General features: G+C 72.1%; 13 protein-coding genes. 7 read left to right on the top strand and 6 right to left on the bottom strand.

All coding sequences use genetic code 11. From position 1 onward, the window contains the following. Positions 1-4: 4 nt before the first annotated feature. From WMF27_RS46340 to WMF27_RS46315, 6 genes are all read left to right on the top strand, one after another. Positions 5-670, top strand: coding sequence for a type II secretion system protein GspJ (locus WMF27_RS46340; protein ID WP_437762472.1), 666 nt, complete (start codon positions 5-7; stop codon positions 668-670). Further along, positions 667-2,190 carry a general secretion pathway protein GspK gene (locus tag WMF27_RS46335; RefSeq protein ID WP_437762473.1) on the top strand — a complete coding sequence of 508 codons (1,524 nt, stop codon included), beginning with the start codon at positions 667-669 and terminating at the stop codon, positions 2,188-2,190. Before WMF27_RS46340 ends, WMF27_RS46335 begins: the two co-directional genes overlap by 4 nt. A gap of 27 nt (positions 2,191-2,217) precedes the next feature. Continuing rightward, a complete protein-coding gene (pilM, locus tag WMF27_RS46330; protein WP_437762474.1) occupies positions 2,218-3,732 on the top strand; it encodes a type IV pilus biogenesis protein PilM in 1,515 nt (504 codons plus the stop codon). Further along, positions 3,729-4,325, top strand: coding sequence for a hypothetical protein (locus tag WMF27_RS46325; protein ID WP_437762475.1), 597 nt, complete (start codon positions 3,729-3,731; stop codon positions 4,323-4,325). The genes pilM and WMF27_RS46325 overlap by 4 nt, the downstream gene beginning before the upstream one ends. Then, the gene (gene gspN, locus WMF27_RS46320; protein WP_437762476.1) at positions 4,322-5,599 is read left to right on the top strand and encodes a type II secretion system protein GspN; all 1,278 of its coding nucleotides are present in this window, start codon (positions 4,322-4,324) and stop codon (positions 5,597-5,599) included. The genes WMF27_RS46325 and gspN overlap by 4 nt, the downstream gene beginning before the upstream one ends. Positions 5,600-5,672: 73 nt before the next feature. After that, positions 5,673-7,514: a GAF domain-containing protein gene (locus WMF27_RS46315; RefSeq protein WP_437762477.1), complete on the top strand. Its 1,842-nt coding sequence runs from the start codon at positions 5,673-5,675 to the stop codon at positions 7,512-7,514. 28 nt (positions 7,515-7,542) lie between these two features. Here WMF27_RS46315 and thrC read toward each other — a convergent pair whose 3' ends face one another. The 3 genes from thrC to WMF27_RS46300 form a co-directional block, all read right to left on the bottom strand. After that, positions 7,543-8,883: a threonine synthase gene (gene thrC, locus WMF27_RS46310; RefSeq protein WP_437762478.1), complete on the bottom strand. Its 1,341-nt coding sequence runs from the start codon at positions 8,881-8,883 to the stop codon at positions 7,543-7,545. A gap of 52 nt (positions 8,884-8,935) precedes the next feature. Beyond that, the gene (locus WMF27_RS46305) at positions 8,936-10,021 is read right to left on the bottom strand and encodes a serine/threonine-protein kinase (RefSeq protein ID WP_437762479.1); all 1,086 of its coding nucleotides are present in this window, start codon (positions 10,019-10,021) and stop codon (positions 8,936-8,938) included. Positions 10,022-10,084: 63 nt separating this feature from the next. Continuing rightward, the gene (locus tag WMF27_RS46300; RefSeq protein ID WP_437762480.1) at positions 10,085-11,449 is read right to left on the bottom strand and encodes an NAD(P)/FAD-dependent oxidoreductase; all 1,365 of its coding nucleotides are present in this window, start codon (positions 11,447-11,449) and stop codon (positions 10,085-10,087) included. A 56-nt stretch (positions 11,450-11,505) separates the two neighbouring features. On the opposite strand from WMF27_RS46300, the gene WMF27_RS46295 reads away from it, so the two are divergent. Further along, on the top strand, positions 11,506-12,741 hold the full coding sequence (locus tag WMF27_RS46295; protein ID WP_437762481.1) for a hypothetical protein: 1,236 nt from the start codon (positions 11,506-11,508) through the stop codon (positions 12,739-12,741). A gap of 21 nt (positions 12,742-12,762) precedes the next feature. Here the strand turns inward: WMF27_RS46295 and WMF27_RS46290 are convergent, their stop codons facing one another. From WMF27_RS46290 to WMF27_RS46280, 3 genes are read right to left on the bottom strand one after another with little or no spacing between them, the layout of a single operon-like run. Next, complete coding sequence (locus WMF27_RS46290) at positions 12,763-13,812, bottom strand: GAF domain-containing protein (RefSeq protein WP_437762482.1); 1,050 nt, start codon at positions 13,810-13,812, stop codon at positions 12,763-12,765. A 43-nt stretch (positions 13,813-13,855) separates the two neighbouring features. After that, positions 13,856-14,824 (bottom strand): histone deacetylase family protein, encoded by a 969-nt coding sequence (locus WMF27_RS46285; protein ID WP_437762483.1) that lies wholly within the window; start codon positions 14,822-14,824, stop codon positions 13,856-13,858. After that, the gene (locus WMF27_RS46280) at positions 14,821-16,227 is read right to left on the bottom strand and encodes an aminotransferase class III-fold pyridoxal phosphate-dependent enzyme (protein WP_437762484.1); all 1,407 of its coding nucleotides are present in this window, start codon (positions 16,225-16,227) and stop codon (positions 14,821-14,823) included. Before WMF27_RS46280 ends, WMF27_RS46285 begins: the two co-directional genes overlap by 4 nt. Positions 16,228-16,252 lie beyond the last annotated feature (25 nt).

The following is a 16,252-nucleotide window of genomic DNA, read 5'->3' as shown; positions in this document are numbered from 1 at the left end:
CGCGGTGACCCTCCTCGAGGTCCTCGTCTCGGTCGGCATCCTGGCGCTCATCGGGACGCTCATCTACGGCGCGTTCGACGGCATGAGCCGCGCGCGCTCGGGCATCGCGCGGATGGGCGACCGCTACCACCAGGGCCGCGCGGCGATCGCCCGCATCTCGCGCGAGCTCCAGACGGCCTTCCTGTCCAGGCACCAGCCGGCCGACAAGAACATCGTCGTGCGGCTCACCGCCTTCGCGGGGGACGACTCGTCCCCCGCCGACCGCGTCGATTTCACCGCGTTCGCGCACCGGAGGCTCCTCCGGAACGCGCACGAGTCCGATCAGTGCGAGATCGGCTATTTCGGCGCGCGCGACCCGGAGCGCGACAGGCTCGATCTCGTGCGGCGAGAAGCGAGGACCATCGACACCGAGCCGACGAGGGGCGGAGTCGTCAACGTGCTCGCCGAGGACATCGAGAGCTTCAATCTGCAGTACCTCGACCCGATCACCGGGGAGTGGGTCGACTCGTGGGACTCGACGCAGCCGGCGGCGCAGCTCGACCGGCTCCCCTCGCAGGTGTGGGTGACGCTGGTCCTGAAGGGCGGGCCGGGCGGGGAGCCGATCAAGTTCGAGTCGAAGGTGCCACTCCCGATGCAGGTCCCCATCGCCTTCGGGAACTCGACGCCATGAGCCGGCCGAGGCGCCGCAGCGAGAGGGAGCGCGCGTCCCCCGCCATGCAGGGCGGGCGCGGCCTCCGCCGCCTCCGGAGGCGGCGCGACCGGCGCGGCGTGGCGCTGGTCATGGTGCTCGGCGCGATCACGGTGCTCACCGTGTTCCTGACCGAGCTCCAGGAGGAGACCTCGACCGAGCTCTCCGCGGCGCTCGCCGATCGCGACGCGCTGCGGGCCGAGTACTACGCGAAGAGCGCCGTGAACCTGTCGCGGATGCTCATCGCCTCCGAGCGGAGCGTCAGCACGGCGATCGGGCCGATGCTCGCGATCGTCGGGATCAGGGGGAATTTCCAGGTGCCGGTCTGGAAATTCACCGACATGTTCCTCGGCCCCTTCAACGCGCAGCTCGCCGGGGCCGCAGGCGAGGGCAGCGCGGCGCCGCCCCCCGAGGCCGCGGGCGAGGGCAGCGCGACGGGCAAGAACCTGGGGCTCACCGGCGGCGGCCGCTTCGAGCTCAAGATCGTCGACGAGGACTCGAAGATCAACGTCAACCGCGCCGCCGACGACGTGGGCGGCATCTCCGATCAGATCGCCATAGGGAACCAGCTGCTCAGCCTGATGAGCGACCCGCAGTACAACACGCTCTTCGAGGAGCGCGACGGCGACGGCCAGTTCTCCGACCGCGCGACCATCTGCAGCGCGCTCATCGACTGGGCCGACCCCGGCGACCAGACGTTCGCCTGCGACGCGACGCCGAACGCCCCGAGCTCCACCGGCGCCGAGGACAGCTTCTACCAGACGGTCGGCCTCCCGTATCAGCGCAAGAACGCCCCGTTCGACTCGGTCGACGAGCTGCGGCTGGTCCGGGGCATGAACGACGACTTCTGGGCGACGTTCGTCGACCCGGATCCGAGCAACCCGGACAAGCGGGTCCTGACCGTCTGGGGCAACCGGAGGCAGAGGGTGAACGTCTCGTCGGCGAACGCGCTGACGCTGCTCAGGCTGACGTGCACCGCCGATTTCGTGGATATCGCGACGACGACGCTCTGCACCGACGTGAACCAGCAGACGGCGTTCCTCACCGTGGCGTCGCTCGTGCAGAGCATGACCGGGGGGCTGCTCTTCCCCACCCCGAGAGATTATGTCGATGCGATGACCCAGAGGGCGGGCAGCTCGCTCGGGGGGATGCTCGGGCAGCAGTTCAGGGCGATGGGGGTCGAACCGGTGCGGTTCAGGCCGAACGTCACGAGGTCCCTCGGCAACAGGACCAACTTCCTGAGCATCTACGCCGATGGCGTCGTCCCGGGGAACAAGCGGGAGACGCGCGTGCGCGTCCATGCCGTGGTCGATCTCACGGGGGCGACGCCGCTCGGCCAGGGCGGCAGCGGCGGAAGTGGCGGCAGCGGCGGAAGTGGCGGCAGCGGTGGCCAGGGCGGCAATGGCGGCGGCAGCGGTGGCGTCCCTCCGACGCCGGAAACGTACGAAACACAGGTACGATCGAACCCTGCCGGGACGATCATCTACTATCGCATCGAATAGAACACCCCTCCGGGAAGAAGCGCGCAAATGCACAGGCTGCTCGGGATAGATGCTGGAAAATCCGTGGTGCGGGCGGCGCTCATCCGCACCACGTACAGGAGGGTCTTCGTCGAGGCCCTCGGCGAGGCGGCCGTCACGGACGCCGTCTCCGAGGCCGAGGCCATCCGCGCCGCCGTGGGGCTCCACCGCCCCGACGCCGCGGCGATCGCGCTCTCCGGGGAGAAATCGTTCTACCGCCGCCTCGACCTGCCGGCGGCCGCGCAGAAGGAGGTCGAGAACATCCTCGGCTTCGAGCTCGAGGCCACGGTGCCGTTCGAGATGGAAGACGCGGTCTTCGACCACCGCCTGCTGAAGCGGCCGCCCGGCGTGGAGACGCTGCCGGTCTTCGCCGCCGTCGCGCGCGCGGACGACGTGCGCGAGCGCATCGCCGTCGTGAAGGAGGCGCTCGGCTTCGAGCCGGAGCGGGTCGCGCTGGGCGCGGTGGCGCTCGCCAACCTCGAGGCGGTGATGCCGGAGCTCGCCGCGCCGTCGCCCGCCAGCGCGCCGATCGCCCTGCTCGACCTCGACTACCTCACGTCCGAGATCGTGATCGTCTCCGGCGGCGAGCCGGTCTTCGCCCGGACGCTGTCGCGCGGGACGGCCGGCCTCCCCGGCACCGCGCCGGCGCTCGCGCGCGAGCTCCGCCAGACGCTCGCGGCGTGGCGCAACCTCGGCGGCGAGCCGCTCGCGGGGCTCTACCTGGTCGGCGGCGGCGCCGCCGCGCAGGGCGCGGAGATGTTCCTGTCGACGCAGCTCGGCCTCACGATCCTGCCGCTGCCGCCCCCTCGCATCGAGGGGCTCACGCCCGAGCAGGCCGCGGCGCTGCCCCGCTTCGCCAAGGCGCTCGGGCTCGCGCTCGGGCTGACGCCGAAGACCAAGGGGTTCAACCTCCGGAAGGGCGCGCTCGAGGCCGAGCGCAGCTACCCGTTCCTGCGCGAGAAGATCCCGATCCTCGCCGGACTCGGCACCGTCATCGCGCTGAGCTTCGGGTTCTCCATCGTCGCGGAGCTGCGCACCCTCGACGCGGAGCGGGAGCTGCTCGCCGCCTCGCTCGCGACCGCCTCCCACGACGTGCTCGGCGAGGAGACGAGCGACCCGCAGAAGGCCCGGGAGCTGCTCGAGCAGGGCCCCGGCGCGGCCGACGAGGACCCGATGCCCCGCGTCGACGCCTTCGACGTCATGGTGCAGCTCTCGAAGGCCGTGCCGAAGGAGATCACGCACGACGTGCTCGAGCTCGACGTGAACCGCGGCCACGTGACCCTCCAGGGCGTCGTCCCGTCGGTGTCGGACGCGCAGATCATCGCCGATCACATGAAGGAGCACCGCTGCTTCCGCGACGTGAAGGTCGGCCGGACGAGCCAGTTCACGGAGGGCAGGCACAAGTACGTCCTCGAGCTGGATCTCAAGTGCGAGGACAAGACGAAGAAGAAGAAGACCGGCGCCGCCGACGCGGCGGAGAGCGCCTCGGCCGGCGCGCCGGAGAAGCCGGAGGGATCGCGATGACGCTCCGCGAGCGACTCGACAAGCTGGAGCCGCGCGAGCGCCGGCTCCTCACCATCCTCCTCGGCTTCCTCGCGGCGATCGTCCTCTTGCTCGTGCCGATCGGGCTCGCGAGCGTCGCGTCCAGCAAGCGCGCCGAGAACCAGGAGATCCGCGACCTGCTCCAGTCGATCTACGAGGCCTCGGGGAAGGTCAGCGAGCGCAAGGCGCTGAAGGACGCGCTGCTCGCGCGCTACGCGCGGCCGGCGCCCGCGCTCGCCGGCTTCATCGAGGACGCGGCGAAGCAGCAGCAGCTCACCGCCGCCGAGTCCCAGGATCGCCCCGACGTCCCGCACGGCAAGAAGTACACCGAGCGGATCACGGTGGTGAAGATGCACAGGATCGGGATGCTCGGGCTCGCCAAGATGCTCGAGCACATCGAGAGCTCGGGCCACCCGGTCGCGGTGACGAAGCTGAACCTCAAGCCGCGCGCCGGGGAGCCGGACTCCTACGAGGTCGAGCTCGGCGTCTCCGCGTTCGACCGGAAGGGCGAGCCCCAGCCGGCGACCCCCGCGCCGTCTGCGCCCGCGGCCGAGGAAGAGGAGCAGGAGCCATGAAGGCGCGGCTCATCAAGATCGCGAGATGGGCGGTATACCCGCTCTTTTACCTCTTCTGCCTGGGGCTCTTCGGCTACCTCACGTTCCCCTACGACCGGCTCAAGGACCGGCTGATCGCCGAGTTCGACCGCACGCAGCAGAAGCGGGGCCCGAGCCAGGCGCAGCGCCTCGAGATCGACGAGCTCGACTCGTACTGGTTCACGGGGGTCGAGATGAAGGGCGTGCGGCTCATCCTGCCGCCGGGCGAGCTCGGCACGAGCAGCAGGCCGAGCGGCGCCGCGGCCTTCGCGTCGGGCGACGCCGCCAAGGACAGCGCGCCGAAGCCGAGCGTCATCGAGATCGACGAGGCGCACGCGCGGATGAAGATCCTGCCCCTCCTGGTCGGGCGGATGCGGATCTCGTTCTGGGCCAGCGTGTTCGGCGGCGAGATCGAGGGCGTGGTCCCGTGGGGCCGATCGAGCGGCGACGTCCACGTCGAGGTCTCGGACGTGGAGCTCGCCAAGGTGGGCCCGCTCGGGGACATCCTTGGCCTGCCGATCGCCGGCACGCTGAGCGCGAACCTCGATCTCAGCGCGCCCGAGGGCAAGTTCAACAAGGCGAACGGCGCGCTCGAGGTCTCGGCCAAGGAGGTCTCGGTCGGCGACGGCAAGACGAAGATCCAGGGGCTCATCGCGCTCCCGGAGGCCAAGCTGGGGGAGCTGCTCCTGTCGGCGGAGGCGAAGGACGGCGTCCTCAAGGTCACGAAGATGAGCGCGAACGGCCAGGATCTCGAGCTCGACGGCGACGGCAAGGTCACCATGCGCGAGCCGTGGAACAACTCGACGGCGGATCTCTACGTGCGCTTCAAGTTCACCGACGCGTACCGCTCGAAGAGCGATCTCACGAAATCGCTGCTCGGCGCGCCGGGGTCGAGCGTGCCCGGGCTGATCGAGATGCAGCAGCCCAAGATGAAGCGGTCGAAGCGAGCGGACGGCTTCTACGGCTGGCACGTCCACGGCCCGCTGAAGAGGCCCCGGTTCGACCCGCACGCGGCCGAGTCGCCCGCCGCGCGGGGCCGCGGCACGCCGGGCGCGAGCCCGGCCACGACCACGAGGAAGCCCGGCGGCGTGAACATGCCCCTCGGCGCCTCCGAGGCCGCCCCGAGGGACGGCGAGGAGCACGAGCCCCCTGCGATGCCCCCGCCTCCGCCCCCGCCCTCCACCGAGGACGAGTCCCCCACACGGCCGCCGTCGCCTCCGCCCGTAGACGGCGAGGGCAAGCCTCCCGTTGAATAGAGCGGGGCGCAGCTTCGTGTGACGAAGACGCGCCACGATCCAGGCCCCGGACTCACGCTCCAAGGACTCGGTGATGGGGGATCCCAGCTGGCAGCAGAACCGGCGCATTTTACTGATCGACGACGACGAGGCCATCCACGAGGATTTCCGCAGGATCCTCCGATCCGAGGCGGGGGGCTCGACCTCCGCGGGCCCCCAGCCGACGCTGTTCCGCGAGCCGTCCGCCCGGCGGCCGGCGAGGTTCGAGCTCACGTCGGCGACCCGCGGGGAGGAGGGGCTGGCGAAGGTCCGCGAGGCGCTGCAGAGCGGCGCGCCGTACGCGCTCGTGTTCGTGGACGCGCGCATGCCGGGGTGGGACGGCGTCGAGACGCTCTCGCGCGTCTGGAAGGAGGACGGCGCCATCCAGGCGGTCCTCTGCGCGGCGGACTCGGAGGACTCGTGGGAGGAGATCGCCGCCCGGTTCGGGCAGACCGACAACCTCCTCATCCTCGCCAAGCCGTTCGACCCGAGCGAGGTCCGCCAGATGGCCTTCGCGCTCACCGAGAAGTGGAACCAGCGCCGCGCCCTCGCCGAGGCCAATTACAAGGTGTCGGCGCAGTACACCGTGACCAGGATCATGGTCGAGTCGACGACGCTCTCCGAGGGCGTCCCGGCGCTGCTCGGCGCGCTCGGGGAGATGCTCGGCTTCCGGTTCGCCGCCCTGTGGCTCGGCGACGACGAGAGCGACAGGCTGCGCTGCGAGCACACCTGGAGCGCCGCGCCCGACGACTCGAAGGCGCTCGAGGCGGCGACCCGGGGCGCGCGGTTCGCCCGCGACGCCGGGCTGCCCGGCCGCGCGCTCGCCCAGGGGGAGCCCACCTGGTTCAGCGACCTCGACGCCGAGGCGGACGACCCGCGCGCGCAGGCGGCGCGCGGCGCCGGCCTCCGCTTCGCGGTCGAGCTCCCCATCGCGGTCCGCGCCGACGCGCAGGTCGCGGCCGTGCTCGAGCTCATGGACGCCGAGCCGCGCGCGCCCGATCCGGGGCTGCTCGACGTCCTGCTCGCCGTCGCCGCCAAGGCCGGCCACTTCATCGGCAGCAAGCGCGTGGAGGCGGCCCTGCGCCGGAGCGAGGCGAACAACCGCGCGCTGCTCTACGCCATCCCCGACACGATCCTCCGGCTCAGCAGCGACGGCATCTGCCTGGACGTCAAGGCCTCCCGGGATCCGAGGCCGCCGCTCCGCGCCGAGGATCTCCTGCACAGGCACGTCACCAGCGTGTTCCCCGCCCACGTGGCCGAGCAGATCACCGGCCTCGTGGCGCGAGCGCTCGCCGACGAGGCGACGCACGTCTTCGAGTACCAGGAGCCGCTGGCGGGCGGCGCGCGCGACTACGAGGTCCGGATCGCCGGCAGCGATCGGGCCGAGGCGGTGGTCATCGTGCGGGACATCACGGAGCGAAAGCGCGCCGACGCGGAGACCGAGGCGCGGCGCGCCCGGGAAGAGGCCCTCCGAGCGCAGAACGAGATCCTCGCGGCGCTGTCGACCCCGCTCATCCCGATCAGCGACGACATCGTCGTGATGCCGCTCGTCGGCGCCCTCGACAGCCAGCGGACGCGCCGCGTGCAGGAGACGCTGGTCCGCGGCGTCGCCTCCCGCCGCGCGCGCGTCGCGATCCTCGACATCACCGGCGTGCCGCGGATCGACGGCCCGTGCGCCGACGAGCTCTTGCGCGCCGCGGCGGCGGTGCGCCTGCTCGGCTCGGAGGTGATCATCACGGGCCTGCGCCCCGACGTGGCCAGGACGCTCGTCGAGATCGGCGTCGACATGAGCGGCATCGTCACGCACAACACCCTGCAGAACGGCATCGCCTCCGCGATGACCTCCGCGAACGCGCGCGGACGGCGCCGGCGGCGCCGCGCGAGAGCGCGCGGGTAGCGGCCGGCGACGCGATCTCGTCGGCGTGTCAGCGCTTGCCGGTCTGCGCGGCGTGCCTGTCGAGGGCGGCGAGGACGCGGTCGTAGTCGGGCGGCAGCTCGACCGGCGGGTTGGCGAGCCGGCTCGTCACGTCCGCGAGCGCGCGCTCGTGGTATTTCACCTTGAACTCCGTGAACTTGAGGCCGTTCGCGGTCGAGACCACGACGACCCGCTGGCGCTTGCCCACGTGGCCCTTCTTCACGAGCTTCTCCAGCGCGGCGAGGGCGACCGCCGTGTGCGGGCAGGTGTACATCCCGGTGCGATCGGCGCGGGCCGCCGCGTCGCAGAGCTCGTCCTCGGTCACCTCCTCCGCGACGCCGTCCATCGCCTTGAGGGCCAGCATCGCCCTCGGCGCGCTCACCGGGTTGCCGATCTGGATCGCGCTCGCCAGGGTCTCCCCCGCCTTCATCGGCACGACCTCGCTCTTCCCTTCGGACCACGCCTTGAAGAGCGGGTTGGCCCGCGCCGCCTGCGCCACGCAGAGGCGCGGGAACCGCGTCGTCAGGCCGAGGTCCTTCAGCATCTTGAAGCCCGCGTAGAGGGCGTAGGCGTTGCCGAGGTTGCCGCTCGGGAGGATGACCCAGTCGGGCAGCGTCCAGTCGAACTGCTGCACGATCTCGATGGCCACGGTCTTCTGGCCCTCGAGCCGCAGGGCGTTCATCGAGTTCGCCAGGTAGACGATGCCGTCGGCCGAGAGGCGCTGCACGATGGCCATGCAGCCGTCGAAGTCGGTGTCCAGCGAGAGGACCAGCGCCCCCGACGCGATCGGCTGGACGAGCTGCGCCGTCGACACCTTGCCCCGCGGCAGCAGCACGACCACGGGCAAACCGGCCGCCGCCCCGTACGCCGCGAGCGACGCCGAGGTGTCCCCCGTCGACGCGCACGCGATCGCGCGCACCTCGAGGCCCTCGCGGATCGCCTTGTTCACCACCGAGACGAGCACCGTCATGCCGAGGTCCTTGAACGACCCCGTGTGGCTGTTGCCGCAGAGCTTCACCCAGACGTCATCGAGCCCGAGCGTGCGGCCGTAGCGGTCTGCCCAGAACAGGTTCGAGCCCCCCTCGTCCATCGACACGATGGCCTCGTCCGGGACCTCGGGCGCGACCCACTCCCGCTTGCCCCAGACCCCGGAGCCGTAGGGCCACACCGTGCGCTTGTAGCGCTCGTCGAAGAGCTTCATCCACGTCGCGGGGCTCCGATCGCGGAGCGCGTCGATGTTGTGGGCGACGTCGAGCAGGCCGCCGCAGGTGGGGCAGCGGTAGAGGGGCTGCGTCAGCGGGTAGCTGCCGGGGCAACCGGTCAGGCATCGGAATGCAGCAGAGTAGGCCATGGCAATCGGATCTCCTGGGTGGCGGGAAGCGCCCGCGGGAGGTGGTGTCGGTTCAGTCGAAGCGTGGGGCTTCCATGCCGAGCCGCCTATAGAAGTAGATCGCCGCGTTCCTGGCAAACGATCCCTGCGGGAGATAGACGTCGCCGGGCTCCCGCAGCGGCTCGTCGGCCGAGAGCGGCCCGTCCCGGTCGCCGGCCAGCCGCTCGAGATCCTCGAGGAACGCTTCCATCGAGGGATAGCGGTTGTTCGGGCTCTTCCGGAGCGCCTTCAGGATCACGGACTCGAGCAGCGGATCGAGGCTCCGTCGCTTCTCCGAGGGGCGGGGCGGCGGGATCACGAGCTGCCGGGCGAGGAGCTCCGACTGCTCCGAGCGCGGGAACGGGAGCTCCCCGGTGAAGGCCCGGAACATGACGACGCCGAGCCCGTAGACGTCGGTGCGGGCGTCGGGCAGGTCGCTCACGACCTGCTCGGGCGCCATGTACTCGAGGGTGCCCACGGCGGTGCCGGTCGCCGTGATGAGGTCGGCGGCCTGGATCTTCGCCAGGCCGAAATCGAGCACCTTGACCGCGTACGGATCGCCCTGCGGGCCCACGAGGTAGATGTTGTCCGGCTTCACGTCGCGGTGGATGATCCCGGCCCGGTGCGCGGCGGCGAGCCCGGACGCGGCCTGGGAGAGCACCGGGATGGCGAGGTCCGCGTCCATGCGGCGCTCGCGCCGGAGCCAGTCGCCGAGCGACTCGCCGAAGAGGTACTCCATCACGAGGTAGGGCGCGCCGTCTTCCGAGCGCGTGCCGGCGTCGAGCACCCGGACGATGTTCGGGTGCCCGATCGTCGCGGCGCTCTGCGCCTCGCGCACGAACCGCTCGCGCGTCCGCTCCGCCCGCGCGGCGAACTCCTCGAGGACCTTGATCGCGACCGGCTGGCCCGTCTCGATCTCGACCGCGAGGTAGACGCGCGCCATCGCCCCTTTGCCGAGGTAGCCGCGCACCTCGTAGCGCTCGCCGAGGAGGGTCCCGCGCAGCCGGGTCGGCTTGTACCGGAACAGGTCGACGCGCCGGCCCTCGGTGAGCTCCGCGCCGTCGTAGGGGCAGAACCGATGGCCCGCGTCGTACTCCCGGTGGCAGCGCGCGCAGAACATGGCCCCGCATCGAATAGCGCCCCGCGCTCCGGCCACGCAAGCCCGCTCGGCTGGCCCCCTGCGCTACACCGCCTGGCGCGGCGAGCGCCCCGTCAGCTTGGTGTACGCGTGATAGCCGAGCCAGCGGAGCGGCTCGGGCGGGACGCCCCGGAGGGGGGCCATGTAGAACGGCAGATCCCGCCACCGCGCGCCGTCGCCCGCATAGATGTCGCAGAGCACGCGGCCCGCGAGGTTGGCGAGCGTCACGCCGTGGCCGCTGTAACCGAGGGCGTAGTACACGTTCCGGTGCTCGCCGCGCACCCCCATGCTGCAGACCCGGCTCATCGTGATGCCGAGGGTGCCCGTCCAGCGGTGCGCGAGCCGCAGCCGCTCGGCCGCAGGGAAGTAGCCGGTGAGCCGGCGCCGGATGGCCTCGAACGACGGCCCGGCCGACCCGGGTGTGCCCGGGTAGGAGGTCTTGTTCCCATAGAGGTAGGCATACGCCGCGTTGCTGCCCCCGCCGAACACGAGCTCACCGGCCGGCGTCATGCTGGCGTACGCGATCCGGTCGCGGTCGTCGCTGAAGCCGGCGACCTGCCCCCAGCCGAGCGCGGCGCGCGCCGCGGCGTCGAGCGGCTCGGTCGCGATCACGTGCGAGTGCAGCGGGAAGATGCCGGTCTTGAAGTAGCCGAGGCGCGGCGTGTAGCCGTTGGTGGCGAGCACGATGGCCGCGGCCCGGACGACGCCGCCCGGCGTGGTCAGCTCGATCGTGCGCCCCTCCCGGATCCCGAGCACCGGCGTGTCCTCGTGGAGGGCGACCCCCCACGCGAGCAGCAGCGGGCGCAGGCCGCGCAGCAGGTCGATCCCGTTGAGCTGCCCCTCGGTCGCGTCCAGCACGGCCCCGGCCGCGCCCTGGACCGCGAGCCGCTTCGAGAGCGCCGCGCTGTCCAGGTACTGTAGCGAAATGCCCCAGCTGGCCAGCTGCTCCACCCGCGCGTGCGCCGCCTCGGCCCGGCGCGCGTCGGTGAGCACTTCCATGCATCCGTCGCGGCGGTGGCGCACAGGGAGGTCGTGCTCCCGGATCATCCCGACGATGCCGTCGATCCCCGCGCGCGTCGTCTCGTACACGCGGCGCGTGAGCTCCGGATCACGAGAGCCAACCCCGTTGATCCAGTTCAGCATCATCCCCCCGTTGCGCCCGCTCGCGCCGTTCGCGAGGTGGCGCGCCTCGAGGATCATGACGCGGAGGCTCGGAAATCGTCGGATTAGATGGTATGCGGTGGAGATCCCGGTGAAACCTCCTCCGATGATGGCCACGTCGACCGTCGCGTCCGCGCTCAGCGGAGGGACGGGCTCATAGGCCGGGCCCGCCTCGCTCCACACGGAGCGCGCGGAATCGATGTGTGTGTGCGTCTGCGTGTACGTGTCAACGAGCGCCGCGCGAGCCACGATGATCACCTATCAGAGGGATGCGCCTCTGGCACCATGAACCCCGGGAGCCCTGCTTGAAGCGACGTGTCCGGCTCTGCATGAAGGATCTCTTCCACCAGGACGTGGTGGAGATGATCGAGCGCGAAACCCGCAAATACCAGATCTGGTCCGTCGAGGATCCTTCCGACCCGGACTTCGACGCGGGGTATCAGATCCTCTGGGACTGCTTCGGTCCTCATGGAGAGATGGAGCGCAGGGAGGCGATCGAGGCGTTCCTCCGCGACGACCCGTTCACGCCCGAGCCGTCGGGCACGTACATGCGCTACTTCCTGCTCGTGGCGCGAGACGCGGACGGAAAGGTGCGCGGCGTCCGCGACGGCACCGTGCTCATCAATCCGGCGTACGCTCCGGACCTCTGCGTCATCTACCTCGCTCATATCTTCATGATCCCCGAGGCGCGCGGGACGGTGCTGTCGTACTGGCTGCGCATCTCGCCGGTCGAGCTCGCCATGCAGTACCTCACCGACCTCCACGCGATGGGGAAGATCACGCTCCCCGCGCCCTCGGCCCCGGGCAAGTACTTCGGGATGAACGTCGATCTCACGGCCGAGGTCGAGTACTTCACGCCGGAAGAGCGCCTGTCGTGGCAGCGCATCCTGTTCTACGGCCGCGGCGGGTTCGACGCGATCAACCCGCGCCACTTCCCCTACCGCCAGCCCGACTTCCGCGATCCCGAGGTGATCCGCGCGACCGGCAACCAGCCGTCTCCCTTCATGGTCCTCGTGCGGCGCATGGGCCGCGAGCGGCAGGCGCAGCTGCCGATCGACGAGGCGAGGGCGCTCATGCGGCTCCTGTACGACGACTTCGCGGATCACTGCGCGCCGCACCTGCTCGAGAACAGCCTCCAGCTCGTCCTCGACCGGCTGGAGGAGCGGGCGAAGCGGAAGAGCTTCGTCGAGCTCCTGCCGCTCCCGACCGGGCCCAGGGATCTGCACCGGCTGAAGCCGCTCTTCCGGTACAACGTGTTCACGAAGTACTATCCGGACAGCCCCGACATCCGCGGTTACCTGAAGAACAGCGGCATCCGCGAGAAGCTGCTCGCGAACCCGCGCCACCTCGACGAGGAGCTCGCCCGCATCGCCCGGGAGCTGGAGACCCGTCCGCCGTTCGTCTACGGGAGCCGGGACAAGGCCGCGACCTGGGAGGGCACGCCGCTCGCTCCGGGCTCGGAGCCGCTCGCTGACGGGCCCGACGCGGGCGAGGTCACCCGCGAGGTGCCGGCGCCGCCGTCGACCCTGCCGCCGCGGTGATCCCCCGCGGCGCCGCGCCGATCACGCCGCCCCGGGCGGAGCGGCGCCGTCGCGCCCGGGGCCGGCCGTCGCGGCCCGCGCGCGCAGGGCGCCCGCGCGGATGTGGCGCACCGCGGCGGAGGCGGCCTCGTGGGCGTCGAGCGCGCCGCGCAGCACGAGCGCCCGCCCCCTGGCCGCGGCGGCCTCTCCCAGCGTCCCGTCGAGCACGCCCTCGGCGAGCCGGACGAGCGGGCCGATCTCGGCCAGGTTCCGCGCGAGCGCCCGGGCCTCCGCCGCGAGCCCGGACGCCGCCCCGCAGGGCGAGGCGCTCGCGATGGCCGCGGCCTCCGCGCAGAGCTCCTCCGCGACGGGGCCCATGTCGCGCCAGCACGACACGGCCGCGCGCAGGCTGGCCGGCGTGACGTGCGTCGCGCGCGACGCGTGCGACGCGTCGATCCCGCGCGCCGCGTCGACCCGCGGCCCCGCCGTCGCCGCCTGCGCCGCGGCGATGACGGGCGAGAGGGCGAGGAGCGCGCGCTCCAGGGCGCGGGTGGCCTGCTCGACGCGGACGAGGCGCTCCTGCACGTCGGCGCTGGCCAGCGGGGCGTCGCTCAGCGAGAGCGCCGAGAGCCGGCCGGAGACGTCGATGGCGAGCTGCTCGAGGGCGCCGACGATGCGCTGGTCGAAGCGGCGCGGGACGACGTCGAGCACGCAGAGCGCCCCGAGCACGTGCCCGTGCGCGCGCACCGGCACGCCCGCGTACGCGCGGATGCCGTAGCTCTCGACGAGCTCCTTCGGGACGCGCTCGTCGCGCAGCGCGTCGTCGACGATGAGCGGCACCTCGTCGAGCACGACGAGCTGGCAGAAGGAGTTGCTCCTCGACGTCGCGCAGCTCACGGCGAGCTCGAGGGGGAGCCCGTGCTGCGCGCGCAGGAGCTGGACATGGCGCACGAGCAGGCTGACCACGGCGATGGGCGACCGGGCCAGCTTGGCGGCCCGCACCACGCAGGCGTCGAGGATGGCGTCCGCGTCGGCGCGCAGCAGGGCGCCGCGCAGCTCGGCCAGGCGGGCGGCGTCGTTCAGGTCGGCCATCGCGCGATGCTACCTTGCCTGGCGGGGCGCGGGTCGGCCGAGGTCACCCCGGGCGCGCCGCCGCTTCCCTCGCCCGCACCGCCGCGATGAAGGTGCGGAGGTGCACCTCGACCACCCGGCTCACGTCGGGCGTGTACCCACCCGCGAGCACCCACGCGATCGGGACGCCCCGCTCGAGCGCGGCCCGGAACACGATCTCGTCGCGCGCGCAGAGATCGTCGTGCGTCAGGTCGAGCGGCGAGTACGGGTCCTCGCGGTACGGGTCCGCGCCGGCCTGGTACAGGATCAGGTCGGGCGCGGCGCGGTCGAGCGCCGGGCCGAGGTGCCGCTCCAGGATCTCGAGGTAGGCGGCGCCACCGCTCCCGTTCGGGACCGGGACGGACCAGCAGTTCTCGGTGTCCGGGGCGCGCTCGCCCTCGACGTCCCGGTGCGCTCTGTTCTGCTTGTACCAGCTGCCGTAGATGGAGAGCTGGAACGCCCAGGGGCGCGACGCGAGCAGCGACGCGGTGCCGTTGCCGTAGTGGAGGTCCATGTCGACCACCAGGGCGCGGCGGATGCGCCCCTCAACGCGCGCGCGCTCCATCGCGACGACGAGGCCGTTGAAGGTGCAGAAGCCCTCGCCGTGGCCCTCGTGCGCGTGGTGGAAGCCGCTCGCGAGGTTGCCCGCGACGCCGTCCTCGAGCGCCGCGAAGGCCGCGGCGACGCACCCGCCGTTCGTGAAGCGCACCGCCCCGGCGAGCGCCGGCGACCACGGGAGCTTCTGCGACTCGGCCAGCGCCCGGGGCTCGCCTGTCGCGATCGCCTGGACGTACCCGGGCGCGTGGACACGCAGGAGGTCCTCGTCGCCGGCCGCCTCCGGCTCCTCGATGCGCGCGGGCAGGCCGCTCCGCTCGATCGCCTCGCGCACGAGGGCGAACTTGCGCATCGGCATCACGTGCTCGCCGATGTCCGCGAAGTAGCGCGGCGTGTGGAACACCCGGATCGGGGGCGAGCCGGCGGCGTCCGAGGTCACTTGCAGACCGACTCGAGGTGGTCGAGCGCCTCGCCGACGTGGCGCGGGGCGAAGATCAGCGCCGGCCGGAAGCGGAGCGTGCGGTCGCCCGAGCCGCCCACCTCGAGGCCGCGGTTGCGGAGCGCGGTGAGCGCCGCGTCGCGCCGGGCGGCGTGGGGGAAGTCGACAGCGGCGAAGGTGCCGCTGCCCCGGGCGCCCGAGAGCACCGCGGGGTAGCGCCGGCAGAGGTCCTCGAGGCCGGCGACCAGGCGCTCGCCGGTCGCCCGCGTGTTCTCGAGGAGCCGGTCGCGCTCGATGACCTCGAGGATCACCTCGAGCTGCGCGCCGCGGAGCGGGTCGCCGAGCCAGGTGCTGAAGACGCGCAGCGGCTCGATCGGCGCCAGCTCCTCGCGGCAATAGAAGCCGCCGAGCTGCATCTTCTTGGAGAACGTGACCATGTCCGGCGGCTCGGGCAGGTCCCACGCCTCGTGCGCCCAGAGCGCGCCCGTCCCGCCGCCGCAGGTCTGCACCTCGTCGATGATGAGCGCGACGCCGCGCTCCGCGGTGAGGCGGCGGAGCGCCTGGAAGAAGGCCGGGCTCGCGTGCCGGTCGCCGCCCTCGCCCTGGATCGGCTCGACGATGACCGCGGCGACCTCGTCCGGGTGGGCGTCGAGCACCGCCTCGACCACCTCGAGAGAGCGCGCCTCGGCGGCGCGGTTCTGCTCGGCGTGCGCGGCGAGGGGGAAATGGCTCGCGGGGAACGGCGCGACGGGCCAGTCGAACGCGGGGATGTCGAGCTTGTGGATCGGCTTGCTCCGCGTCGCGGAGAGGGCGCCCATGCTGCGGCCGTGGAAGCCGCCATCGAAGGAGAGCACCTTGAACGCGTTCACGCCGGGCTGCCGGTTGAGCATGACGGCGGCGAGGTCGCCGTCGCTCGGCTGCGCGCCGCCGCGCCGGCGCCGGGCGAGCCGGATGAACGCGGCCTTGAGCGCGTTCTCGACCGCCTCCGCGCCGGTCGTGAACGTGAAGACGCGCGTGTGCCCCTTCGGCGCGACGCGCATCAGCGTCTTCTCGACGAGGTCGACCCACTCCGGCGCGGGCGCGACGCCGAGCGCGGAGCGGTAGCCGGCGCACCAGTCGAAGCGGCCGCTGCGCCACGCGGCGAGCAGGTCCGGGTGGTTGTAGCCGATGGGCACGGCGGCGATGTGCCCGTACACGTCGAGCAGCACGTTGCCGTCCACGTCGACCATGTAGTTGCCCAGGCTCTTGCGCGCGTCCTGGTAGAAGTGGATCGGCCGCGCGTCCTGGTAGCGATGGTGGCGGGCGCGGAGCGCCTCGGACGCAGGCCCCGGGATGGCGGTGCGCATCGAGGCGCGCTCGGGCTCGCCGGGGATGGGCGGGGGGATGTGGGTCGGGGCGTTCATGGTCGGACTCCAATGCAACGGGGGC

This window comes from Sorangium sp. So ce281 (assembly GCF_051527395.1).
Taxonomy (GTDB): Bacteria; Myxococcota_A; Polyangia; order Polyangiales; family Polyangiaceae; genus Sorangium; species Sorangium cellulosum_B.
Note: the sequence above shows the minus strand (reverse complement) of the source record. Positions and strands in the feature narration are given on the sequence as shown.